The sequence below is a fragment of the Actinoallomurus acaciae genome (assembly GCF_042429965.1).
Classification (GTDB): domain Bacteria; phylum Actinomycetota; class Actinomycetes; order Streptosporangiales; family Streptosporangiaceae; genus Actinoallomurus; species Actinoallomurus acaciae.
In genome coordinates this window covers 1-11,475 of record NZ_JBHLZP010000263.1, presented here as the reverse complement: position 1 = coordinate 11,475, position 11,475 = coordinate 1, and the positions used below count along the sequence as shown (strand labels likewise).

Annotated in this window: 10 protein-coding genes and 1 pseudogene; 3 read left to right on the top strand and 8 right to left on the bottom strand. The window is 71.9% G+C overall.

The features are described from left to right. A partial coding sequence (kdd, locus tag ACFFNX_RS29275; protein ID WP_446678531.1) for an L-erythro-3,5-diaminohexanoate dehydrogenase occupies positions 1–603 on the bottom strand: 603 nt, incomplete at its 3' end. 69 nt (positions 604–672) lie between these two features. On the opposite strand from kdd, the gene ACFFNX_RS29270 reads away from it, so the two are divergent. Beyond that, positions 673–2,175 carry a KamA family radical SAM protein gene (locus ACFFNX_RS29270; RefSeq protein ID WP_378208966.1) on the top strand — a complete coding sequence of 501 codons (1,503 nt, stop codon included), beginning with the start codon at positions 673–675 and terminating at the stop codon, positions 2,173–2,175. Between the two features lie 369 nt (positions 2,176–2,544). Here ACFFNX_RS29270 and ACFFNX_RS29265 read toward each other — a convergent pair whose 3' ends face one another. The 7 genes and pseudogenes from ACFFNX_RS29265 to ACFFNX_RS29235 form a co-directional block, all read right to left on the bottom strand. Beyond that, on the bottom strand, positions 2,545–2,703 hold the full coding sequence (locus tag ACFFNX_RS29265; protein WP_378208967.1) for a hypothetical protein: 159 nt from the start codon (positions 2,701–2,703) through the stop codon (positions 2,545–2,547). Positions 2,704–2,833: 130 nt separating this feature from the next. Next, positions 2,834–2,905 (bottom strand): annotated as a pseudogene (locus tag ACFFNX_RS29260) (hypothetical protein); the annotation flags it as partial. A 590-nt stretch (positions 2,906–3,495) separates the two neighbouring features. Then, positions 3,496–5,010, bottom strand: a complete 1,515-nt coding sequence (locus tag ACFFNX_RS29255; protein WP_378208964.1) for an aldehyde dehydrogenase (NADP(+)) — start codon at positions 5,008–5,010, stop codon at positions 3,496–3,498. A gap of 52 nt (positions 5,011–5,062) precedes the next feature. Further along, on the bottom strand, positions 5,063–5,818 hold the full coding sequence (locus tag ACFFNX_RS29250; RefSeq protein ID WP_378208962.1) for an ATP-binding cassette domain-containing protein: 756 nt from the start codon (positions 5,816–5,818) through the stop codon (positions 5,063–5,065). Continuing rightward, positions 5,815–6,834 (bottom strand): ABC transporter permease, encoded by a 1,020-nt coding sequence (locus tag ACFFNX_RS29245; protein ID WP_378208960.1) that lies wholly within the window; start codon positions 6,832–6,834, stop codon positions 5,815–5,817. Before ACFFNX_RS29245 ends, ACFFNX_RS29250 begins: the two co-directional genes overlap by 4 nt. An 11-nt stretch (positions 6,835–6,845) precedes the next feature. Next, positions 6,846–7,985, bottom strand: a complete 1,140-nt coding sequence (locus tag ACFFNX_RS29240) for a sugar ABC transporter substrate-binding protein (protein ID WP_378208958.1) — start codon at positions 7,983–7,985, stop codon at positions 6,846–6,848. Positions 7,986–8,141: 156 nt separating this feature from the next. Next, positions 8,142–9,119: a U32 family peptidase gene (locus ACFFNX_RS29235; protein WP_378208956.1), complete on the bottom strand. Its 978-nt coding sequence runs from the start codon at positions 9,117–9,119 to the stop codon at positions 8,142–8,144. A 201-nt stretch (positions 9,120–9,320) separates the two neighbouring features. Here ACFFNX_RS29235 and ACFFNX_RS29230 point away from each other — a divergent pair, with 201 nt between their 5' ends. Together ACFFNX_RS29230 and ACFFNX_RS29225 are read left to right on the top strand one after the other, a co-directional pair. Beyond that, positions 9,321–10,094: an IclR family transcriptional regulator gene (locus ACFFNX_RS29230; RefSeq protein WP_378208954.1), complete on the top strand. Its 774-nt coding sequence runs from the start codon at positions 9,321–9,323 to the stop codon at positions 10,092–10,094. A 28-nt stretch (positions 10,095–10,122) separates the two neighbouring features. Beyond that, on the top strand, positions 10,123–11,304 hold the full coding sequence (locus tag ACFFNX_RS29225; protein ID WP_378208952.1) for a mandelate racemase/muconate lactonizing enzyme family protein: 1,182 nt from the start codon (positions 10,123–10,125) through the stop codon (positions 11,302–11,304). Positions 11,305–11,475: the final 171 nt, after the last annotated feature.

Genomic DNA, 11,475 nt, shown 5'->3' with positions numbered 1-11,475 from the left:
GGCGAGGGACCCGCTCTTGCCCGCGGCGGCGATCAGCGCGACGGCCGGCACGGTACGGGCGGCGACGACCCGGTGGGTGAGCGCGGGCGCGCCGCAGACGTCCATGACGGCCAGGCTCAGGCCGGGCGGCAGGTCCGCCGGGAGCTCGGCGGCGATCGAGCGGGCGAACAGGATCGCGTGGCCCTCGGCCGGGACCTGTTCGCCGCGGCCGTCCCAGCGGCGCAGGTCGTCCTCGACGTGCAGCGGTGTGAGGGTCAGCGAGACCAGGGTGGCGATCCGCATGCCGGGTTCCAGGCCCAGCGGGGACTTCGGGCCGGCCTCGTCCACGACGCCGATGAGCATGCCGCCCGACCCGGTGACCGGATTGTGCATCTTGCCGCGGCTCCGGATGATCTCCAGGACCTCGGCGCGGATGGCGTCCGGATCACCGTCGTGGGCGGTGTGCAGCTGCCGGTAGGAGGCCGCGTCCAGGTTCAGGCGTTCGAGGCGGACGCGGACCTCGTCCTCGGCGATCCGCGGATCGGGATCGAGACGGCGGGCCGCCTGCGGCAGTACGCCGGGCGGCTCCAGGACCCGGTGCAGGCCGACCGGAGAGCTGTTCATCCCTCACCTCAGGTAGCGTGTAGTGGAATATCTGCTGGGGGAACCTAGTTTAGAGAAAGAATTTCCCGTATGGTCCCGCAGACAGTGAACATCATCCGCGATCTCCGCGACAGACTTGGGGTGAAGCTCGTGACCGCTCTCGCCGAAGACACGGTGGTGTCCCTCGATGGCCGCCTCCAGCCGTACACGTATCAGCGCCATGAGCTGATCGAGCCCGACTGGCGTCGCTTCCCCGGCTGGCGCGAGGTGACCACGGCGGAGTGGGAGTCCGCGCAGTGGCAGCGGGCGCACTGCGTCAAGAACGTCCGCCAGCTGCGCACGTTGATGGGCGACCTGCTGAGCGATGAGTTCTACGCCGACCTGGAGCGCGACCAGCGCGAGCGCGCCACCATGTCGATGCTGCTGCCGCCGCAGATGCTCAACACGATGAACGTGGACAGCACCGAGGCGTTCTACGCCGACCCGGTACGGCGCTACATGCTCCCGGTGTTCAGCGACCGCCGCACCGACTGGCCCTCGCACCCGTTCGCCAGCCGCGACTCCCTGCACGAGGCCGAGATGTGGGCGGTGGAGGGCCTGACCCACCGCTACCCCACCAAGGTCCTGGCCGAGCTGCTGCCGACCTGCCCCCAGTACTGCGGCCACTGCACCCGCATGGACCTCGTCGGCAACTCCACGCCGCAGATCGACAAGCACAAGTTCGCCCTCAAGCAGCCCGACCGGCTGGATGAGATGCTGGCCTACCTGAGCCGCACCCCGCAGGTCCGTGACGTGGTCGTCTCCGGCGGCGACGTCGCGAACATGCCGTGGGCGCGCCTGGAGACCTTCGTCGACCGGCTGCTGGACATCGACAACATCCGCGACATCCGCCTGGCCACCAAGGCCCTGATGGGCGTGCCCCAGCACTGGCTGCAGGACGACGTGCGCGCCGGGGTGGAGCGTCTGGCCACCAAGGCCCGGCGGCGCGGCGCCCAGCTCGCCATCCACACGCACGTCAACGCGGCCCAGTCGATGACGCCGCTGGTCGCCAAGGCGGCCCAGGCCATGCTCGAGGCCGGCGTCCGCGACGTACGCAACCAGGGCGTGCTGCTGCGCGGCGTCAACACCAGCGTCGAGCAGCTGCTGGACCTGTGCTTCGCGCTGCAGGACAACGGCGTGCTGCCCTACTACTTCTACCTGTGCGACATGATCCCCTTCAGCGAGCACTGGCGGCTCTCCCTCGCCGAGGCCCAGCGCCTGCAGCACGGGATCATGGGGTACCTGCCCGGCTTCGCCACCCCGCGCATCGTGTGCGACGTGCCCTACGTCGGCAAGCGCTGGGTGCACCAGGTCGCCGACTACGACATCGAGCGCGGCATCTCGTACTGGACGAAGAACTACCGCACCGCGCTGGAGGCCGACGACCCCGAGGCCCTGGAGCGCCGGTACGAGTACTACGACCCGATCCACACGCTCCCCGAGAGCGGCCGGTCCTGGTGGGAGGACCACGCGCGCGAGGCCCAGGGCCGCGACACCGACCTGGCCGCGGCCAGCCGCGCCGCCTCCGAGGCCATCCGGGACGCCGCCGAGTAGCTCCCGTCAGGACACGGCGAACCCGTCGCAGCCGATGTAGTTAGGCGTCTCCGTTCGGGCGGACCACGCCCGTTCCGAGGTCGTAGGACCCGGTCCTTCGGCCGGGAGAGGTCGCGCGGGTGGTGCGGGGTCGCCCAGCCGTCGGCCTTCGGCGCCGCCGATCACCCCGGGCAGGGTTCGGCGGGAGCGGACGGTGGGGGCGGGGCGGGTGAACACGCCGGTCGCCCGGTCGTGGCCGGGCGGGACGAGGCCGTCGGCAGGTCGGGCGGCGGGGTCACGGTCGGATCGAGCAGCCGCCGGTACACCGAGTCGTCGGGTGATCGCGCCCGGGACTCCGCACAGCACCGGCACCTGCCCTGCGGCGGGGCCCTAATCGGCGCATCGTGCGATGAGCCCGGCCAGGTCGATGGACTCGTGGACGCTGCGGTAGATCACCCCGCGTGAGTCTCCCGCGCCGAACGCCAGACGGCCGGTGGCCGCGAACGCGAGCGTTCCGGCCAGCGCGAACACGTCGACGGCCGGGCTCATCCGCTGCCGGCGGATCACCTCCGGCGCGGGGTGGCCGCCGCACCGGTGTGCGCGATCGCCGTCTGGTCATCGCCACGGGCGAGATGCCGAAGTCGATCAGACGCGGGCCGTCCGGGGCCAGGATGACGTTGTGCGGCTTGAGGTCGCGATGCCGCACACCGCGCGCGTGGACGTCGACGAGCGTCTCGCCGAACGCGGCCATCAGCCGCAGGCACGTCGCGGCGGGCAGTAGCCCGTGCCGGGCCACGGCCTGGGCGGTGTGTCATGGGTGGAAGGTGGCCGCTCCCTCGTTGCGGGCCGCCCGCAGCGGCCGGATGACGGCGTCCTCGTCGGCCTTCTCCCACAGCCGGGTGCCGTGGCGCATCGTCTCGATCAGGTGCCCGGACCAGCACCTTGATCACCGGCTCGTCGCGCGGTGGGGCCTCGTCGGCGGGCGGCGCGCTCGGCCACGCGGCCTGCCCGGCCTCCTCGCTGACCCGGAAGCACCTTCGCGGGCCGGGCCCTTCGGCCGGGAGAGGTCGCGCGGGTGGTGCGGGGTCGCCCAGCCGTCGGCCTTCAGTACGACCGGCCGGGTCGTGACGACCCCGGTGATCCGGTTGCCGCGCAGCTCGGCCGAGGGGCGCATCTCGGCCGCGCCGTTCGAGCCGCTGGACCGTATGGGCCTGGCCGACGCTGAGCGGTCAGACCGTCGCGGTCCGCACCTCGAACTCCTGACGCGGGCGCGGTCCGTGCTCGCGCTGGGCAGCGGCCATCGGCACGTGCCCGGGGCGGAACGCCGGGTGGGCAGGTGCCTCAGCCGCCCGCCGGTTCCCCGCCGGGTAGCAGTGCGCCGTCGACGCGGCGGGGGATGCCCGGGTCCGCGTCGCGCAGTTCGGGCGGCAGTACCGCCTCCGGGGCGTTCTGCCAGGTGACCGGGCGCAGGAACCGTCGGATCGCGGTGGTGCCGACCGAGGTGTGCAGCGGGTTCGTCGTGGCCGGGAACGGGCCGCCGTGGTGCATGGCGTGACTGACCGCGACGCCGGTCGGGAAGCCGTTCCACACGAGTCGGCCCGCCCGCTCCCGCAGTATCGTGGCGAGCCGCGCGGGCAGGTCCGTCTCCGCGTCGCCGGTGTGGACCGTCGCGGTCAGGTTGCCCGGCAGGCCCGACAGGATCTCCAGCAGCGCCTCCGGCCCGTCGTAGGTCACGAGCACGCCGGCCGGGCCGAAGCACTCCTCCAGCAGGGGGCCGGCGAAGTCCTGCGCGCGCACCGTGAACAGCGTCGGCGCCAGCGGTCCGTCGCCGGCGGCCAGGACCTCCACGCCCCGCTGCCCGCTCAGCCGGTCGACGCCGTCGCGGAAGGCCTCGGCGATCCCGGCGTTCAGCAGCACGGTCCCGCCCAGGTCTCGTACGCGGCGGGCCGTCTCGGCGCGGAACCGCTCCCCCGCCTCACCGGCCGGGACGAACGCCAGCCCCGGCTTGGTGCAGAACTGCCCGGCGCCGAGCGTGAACGAGGCGACGTACCCCTCGGCGATCTCGGCGGCGCGCCCGGCGGCGTCCGCGGGGGTGAGCACCAGCGGGTTGAGGCTGCCCATCTCGGCGTAGAACGGGATCGGGTCGGGCCGGGAGTTCGCCACGTCGAACAGGGCGCGCCCGCCGCGGTAGGAGCCGGTGAAGCCGACCGCGCGGATCGCCGGATGCCCCGTCAGGTCCGTGCCGGCCCGTGCGCCGTGGAGGAGCCCGAGCGTGCCCTCCGGCGCCCGCGTCTCCCGTACGGCCTCGCCCAGCAGGTCGAAGCACAGCTGGGAGGTGGCCGGGTGGGAGGGGTGCGCCTTGGCCACGACCGGGCAGCCCGCGGCGATGGCCGAGGCCGTGTCGCCGCCCGGCACCGAGAAGGCCAGCGGGAAGTTGCTCGCGCCGAACACCCCGACCGGGCCGAGCGGGACCAGCATGCGGCGCAGGTCCGGCCGGGGGCCCATCGGGGTCGGCCCGGCGTGGTCGATGGTCGCCTCGACGTAGGAGCCCTCGTGCAGGACGTCGGCGAACAGGCGCAGCTGGAAGCAGGTGCGGGTGAGCTCGCCGTTCAGGCGCTGCTCCCCGAGCGCGGCCTCGCGGTCGGCGTCCTCCACGACCCGCGCCCGCGCCGCCTCCAGGGCCCCGGCCATCGCCCGCAGCAGCCCGGCCCGGCCGTACCGGCCCATCGCCTCCAGATCGGGGAACGCCTCCGCCGCCCGCTCGCACGCGGCGGCGGTCTCCCCGGTCGTGCTCTCCTGCGCGACGGTGCTCACGACCTCACCGGTCCGCGCGTCGACGCTCGCTACCGCGGTCACCCGCGATCACTCTCCTTCCGGGACGGCCGACGACTCGCCTACGAGCGTGCCACTACGACGGGCCGCGGGTGCGCGCGGCCCGGTACTCGGCCACGACCAGGTCCGTCAGCTCCCGCAGCGAGGTCTCCCCGGCGGGCTTGTCGAAGGTGATCTGGCCGTGCTGGAGCAGGTTGACCCGGTCGCAGACCTCCAGGACCTGCGCGTAGTTGTGCGCGATGATGATCACTGAGACCTCGCCGCGCTCCTTCAGCCCGCGGACCAGGTCCAGGATCAGCGCGCCCTCCTTGGCGCCCATCGCGGCGAGGGGCTCGTCCAGCAGCAGGATCTTCGCCTCGGAGTAGACCGAGCGCGCCACCGCGATCGCCTGCCGCTGCCCGCCGGACAGCTTGGCCACCTCCACGTCGACCGAGGGGATGTTCACCCCCATGTCCTCCAGGTGCCGGCGGGCGAGCCGGCGCATGGCCCGGTTGTTCAGCAGCGGCCAGCGCACGTGCTCGCGGCCGAGGAACATGTTGTGGTAGACGCTCAGCTCGTTGATCAGCGCGAGGTCCTGGTAGACGGTGTCGATGCCGAGGGAACGCGCGTGCTCGACGGACTTGAGCGTCACCTCCCGCCCGCCGAGGAGGATCCGCCCGGAGTCGGGCTGGTGGAACCCGCACAGGATCTTCATCAGCGTCGACTTGCCCGCGCCGTTGTCGCCGATCAGCCCGAGCACCTCGCCCTGTTCCAGGCGCAGGTCGATGTCGGTGAGGGCGGTCACCGCGCCGAAGCTCTTGGCCACGTGCTCGGCCCGCAGCACCTCGCTCATGACCTGCCCGCCCTTCGCAGCCTCGTCAGATGGACGTTGAGGATCATCGAGACGAGGATCGCCACGCCCAGGATGATGTTGAACGGGTTGGCGCTGATGCCGATGAGGTTGAAGCCGTTCTGCAGTTCGGCCAGCACGAGCGCGCCGAGCAGGGCACCGATCACCGTGCCGGAGCCGCCGGCCAGGGCGGTGCCGCCGATGACCGCGGCCGACACGGCGGTGAACATCGCGCCGGTGCCGCCGGAACTGGGGTCGATCGTGGACGTGCGGAACGCCTCCAGGATGCCGGCGAACGCCGCCAGCCCGCCCGTCACCATGAAGTTGCCGACCTTGATCCGGGTCACCTTGATGCCCGCCTCGCTCGCGCCGAGCAGGTTGCCGCCGACCGCCACCGTGTGGAGCCCCCACCGGGTGCGGATCAGCACGAGGTGGAAGAACGCCACGATCACCAGGCACCAGATCAGCTCGGACCAGTCCGCGTGCCCGAACCAGCCCGCCAGTCCCTGCGCGGCCGGCGGGATCTCCGCCGGATAGGCGTGGGAGGTGGTGAGCGTGATGCCCTGCACCAGGAACATCGTCCCCAGCGTCGTCACGAACGAGGGCACCCGCAACAGCACCGTCACCGCCCCGTTGAGCAGGCCGATCGCGGCGCCCGCCAGTAGCGCCACCACGATCGCGATGATCGGGTACATGCCGTAGTAGTCGACCATGTAGTGCATCAGGAACGGCGACAGTGTGAACACCATCCCGGCCGACAGGTCGATCTCGCCGCTGACCAGCAGCAGCACCTCACCGACCGCGACGATCGCGTACGGCGCGGTGCCCTGGGAGATGTTCACCAGGTTGTCGTGGCTCAAGAACGCCGAGCGGGCCGACTGGAAGTAGATCAGCAGCGCGACCGCGACGACGAGGATCGTCGCCTCGCGGCGCCGCAGGAACGCGTCGGCGGCGCGGCCCAGCGGCCGCGGCGTACGCGGCGCCGGCGTCTCCTTCCCGGGCGCCTCCGCCTCGCTCACCGGGCCGCCCATCACTTGTGCACGATGGGGCCGGTGTGGTTCAGCAGCTGCTGCCGGGTGCTGGAGCCCTCGAACCGGGTCTTGGTCCCCAGGTAGGGCTGGACGTTGTCCTTGGTGACGAACAGCAGCCCGGTGTTGGTCTCCGACGGCGCCGCCAGCCCGCCCGACAGCTTGTACAGCCACAGGTACAGTACCGGGAGGAAGCCCTGCAGGTACGGCTGCTGGTCGATGGTGAAGTCCAGGTTCCCCGCGCTGACCGCCTGCAGCGTCGCGGGGTTGAGGTCGAAGCCGCCCGCGGCCACGCCCTTGCTCTTGAGCCCGTACTTGGCCACGACCTTGCCGACGCCCTCGGTGGAGCCGGCGTCGACGGCGAACATGCCCTTGAGGTTCTTGTGCCCCTGGGCGTACGCGTCGATGGTGGACAGCTCCTTGGGCAGCTCCGCGCCGGTGGCCACCGAGGTGAAGTTGATCGGCTTGCCGGAGGCCTTGATGGCGTCCTTGGCCCCGTCGATGCGCGGCTGGATGTTCAGCGACCCGGGGGTGGCGATGAACCCGACCGCGTCACCGCCCTGCATGATCGAGGCGATGCGCTGGCCGAGCTGGTAGCCGGAGGTGTACAGGTCCTGGCCGATGTAGGCGAGCCGGTTCGAGCCGGGGTCGCCCTTGGCCCCGTCGGCGTTGTAGGAGACCACCGGGATGCCCGCGTTCAGCGCCTTGTCGACCGGCGCGCGGAACGCCGTCTTGTCCACGACCGCCACCGCGATGCCGTCGGCCTTGGCGGAGATGGCCGAGTTCAGCGCGTTGACCATCTGCGGCACGACCGAGTCCTGCGATCCGGTCCACTGGAACTCACAGTTCAACAGCGCGCAGGCGTCCTGCGCGCCGTACTGGGTCGGGGTGAAGAACGGGTTGGTCGTCACGTGGTTGACGAAGACGAACTTCCACTTCGGCGTCGAGGGGAACGGCCCCACGCCGCCCTTGGCCGCCGTGCCGCTGTCCTTCTTGTTGCTGGAAGAGCACGCGGCGAGCAGCGCCGACGCCGCCGCGGCGGCACTGACCATGCCCGCTCCGCTGAGGAGCCGCCGTCGCGTCGCGCCCTCCAGACCGAGCGTGTCGACGGCCTCTTCGACCTTGGGGTGGACCTGGGTCATCACGAACCTCCGGGATCAGGGGCGGTGGGCCGAGCACGCGCGGCGCCGACCTCGGGACGCGCATCACCCGCCCGCCCCCGATCCGGGCGGTTGTTCGATATCTCGGACAACGTTCGAAATATCTTGCCGTGACCGTAGAATCCGGTGCATACCCTGTCAAGGATCGGCGGACAGAAGCCGCGAGGACGTGCTCTCCACCGCATCGGGCCGGTAGCGGCGGAGCATCGCCACCCCGATCGCCGCGCGGCGGACCCGCTCCTGCGCGGTCGCCACGGCCACCGGCTCCAGGTGGCGGCCGGAGGGGTAGATCCCCGGAGCGTTGCGGACGGTGAACTTCAGGTGGACCGGCGCGGCGACCCGTACGATCTCGGGCACCTCGTAGTAGCGGACCGTCCCGCCGAAGTCGTCGGCACCCTCGACGTACAGGTCCAGCGGCACATCGACGGCCGCGCGGATCGCGGCGACCTGCGCGAGCGTCAGGTCGACCGGCAGGTTGACGGTGGTGACGCCGAGGTCCTCCAGCAGCCGCGCGGTGGCGGGGTTGGCGGCCGGCAGCGACACCGACGACTTCAAGATCAGGTCGGGGGGCAGGTCGCCGGTGCTCTTCATCCGGCCGAGCACCCACAGCTGGCCCACGTCGGCGACCAGGACGCTGCGCAGCCCGAGCCCGACCGCGCGGACGACGTCCTCGATGCCGTACACGAGCTGGTCGGCGCCGCGCAGCGAACCGGACGCGACGGCGCCGGAAGAGGCGGTCACCTGCACGCCGACGTCCCACGACGCCCGCGGCCCGACGAACAGGCAGATCTCGATGTCGTGCTCGGCGCCGAGGGCGATCATCTCGCGGATCTCCGCGTCGGTCTGGAGCATGATGCCGCTGCCCTGGCTGATCCGGTGCACCCGCACACCGTGTTCGCGGGCGGCCTCGACGACGGCGCGGAGGGCCCGCGGCCCCTCCACCGAGGGGATCTCCACCCGGTACTGCCCGCCGTCGGGAAAACGCCGGTCCGACTCCGGCGGCGCACCGGGATCGCGCTCGGGCAGCCCCAGCAGGGACAGGTACCGCCGGGTGGCGCCCATCGGGTCACCCGGCGAGGTGACCGCGTTCCCGGCTCCCTCGCTTCGCTCAGTCACGACGCCTCCCTGTTCGATATTTCGGACGGGATCTGGGTTCCTGTCGGCATCTGGACGGTAAGTGCGTGTTCTGCCAGCGTCAACGGCCGTTCCGCCGGGAGGACGCCATGCGCCGGGGCGTCACGTGCCGTTGACACGGCCGTCGAGCGACGCCTAGCCTGCGGCCGAGATTTCGGACAGCGTTCGGCGGGGTGATCGATGATGGGACGTACGGTGCCGGCGGTCACCCGTGCGCTCGACATCCTCGAGCTGTTCCTCGACCGCCCCAGCCTGTCCGCTCCGGAGATCACCGAGAGTCTCGGGCTGCCCCGTACGACCGTCCACGAACTGGTCACCACGCTCACCGAACGCGCCTACCTCATCCCGGTCCCCGGGCAGCCGACCCGCTACCGGCTGGGCATGCGGCTGTTCCAGCTCGGCAGCGTCTTCGCCGAGCAGCTCGACCTCGCCCATGAGGCGCGGGAGGTCGCCCGGCGGGTCGCGGCCGACTGCGACGAGACGGTGCACGTCGCCGTGCTCGACGGCGCGGACGTCGTCTACATCGCCAAGGTCGACAGCACCCATCCGGTAAGGATGGTCTCGGCGGTGGGGCGGCGCCTGCCGGCGCACTGCACCGGCGTGGGCAAGATGCTGCTGTCGGGCCTGTCGGCCGACGCCCTGGACGCACGCGTGCCGCGCGACCGCGACCTGCCCGGCATGACGCCGCACAGCATCACCTCCCCCGCACGGCTGCGCGCCCGCCTGGAGCGGATCCGCGAGGCCGGGCTGTCCTACGACGAGTGCGAGTCCAACGAGGCGGTCTACTGCGTCGCCGCCCCCATCTACGACCACACCGGCGACATGGTCGCCGCGATGAGCGTCTCGACACCGAGCCTGCGCTGGAACGACGAACGCCGCGAGGAGTGGAGCGGGCTGATCCGCCGCGGCGCCGCGGAGCTGTCCCAGCGACTCGGGTACCGGCCGCCCGCGCCCTGATCCCGCCCCGGCCAGCGAGGAGGCCCGCGTGCGCATCACCCGCCTGTCCACCCATGTCGTCGGCACCCCCTGGCGCAACCTCACCCACGTCCTCGTGCACACCGACGAGGGCCTGACCGGGGTCGGAGAGGCCCGCATGCTCGGGCACACCGACGCGCTGCTGGGCTACCTCGCCGAGGCCGAACGCAACCACATCGCCGGTTCGGACCCCTTCGACATCGAGGACCTGGTCCGGCGGATGAAGTACGGCGACTACGGACGCGCCGGAGAGATCGTCATGTCCGGCATCGCCTGCGTCGAGACGGCCTGCTGGGACATCGTCGGCAAGACCCTCGGCCAGCCCGTGTGGCGGCTGCTCGGCGGGAAGGTCCGGGACCGGATCAAGGCCTACGCCAACGGCTGGTACACCGTCGAGCGCACCCCCGAGGCCTTCCACGCCGCGGCGGTGAAGGTGGTCGAACGCGGCTACCGTGCGCTGAAGCTGGACCCCTTCGGCAACGGGCACTTCGAGCTGGACCGCGCCGAGACGCTGCGTTCGGTCTCGCTCGTCGAGGCGGTGCGCGACGCGATCGGGCCGGAGGCGGACCTGCTCGTGGAGATGCACGGGCGCTTCAACCCCGCGACCGCCATCCGCCTCGCCGGCCTGCTGCGCCCCTACGACCCCGGCTGGATCGAGGAGCCGTGCCCGCCGGAGAACCCGCGGGCTCTGGCCAAGGTCGCCGCCCACACCGACCTGCCGATCGCCACCGGCGAGCGGATCCACGACCGGATCGAGTTCCGCGAGCTGTTCGACCTGCAGGCCGTCGACGTCATCCAGCCCGACATCTCCCACATCGGCGGCATCGCCGAGACCCGCAAGCTCGCCGCGACGGCCGAGACGCACTACGTGCTCGTCGCCCCGCACAACGTCGGTGGCCCGGTGCTCACCGCCGCCAACCTCCACCTGGCCGCCTGCACACCGAACTTCTCCATCCAGGAGCACTTCAACGACTTCGCCGACGCCGCGATCAAACAGGTCGCGCCGGGGCTGCCCGAGGTCGTCGACGGATACTTCGCCCTGCCCCAGGAGCCCGGCCTCGGTGTGACGCTCGACGTGGAGGCGTGCGAGCGGTTCCCCCGGCAACGCGCGAAGTTCGACCTGTTCGCCGAGGACTGGCACCTGCGCGACCCCGAACGCACCGGACCGCGCGGCGCGACGGCCGGTCCATGAGCGAAAGGACCGAGAACACACGCCCCGGGATCGGCCCTTCGCCGAGGGAGGGCCGGTGACCCGCTCGCTCGTGGTCGAGGCGCCGGGCACGTACGGCCTGGTCGGCGGCGACCCGCCCGAGCCGGGCCCGGGCGAGGTCGCCGTGCGGGTGGCCGCCGCCGGCATCTGCGG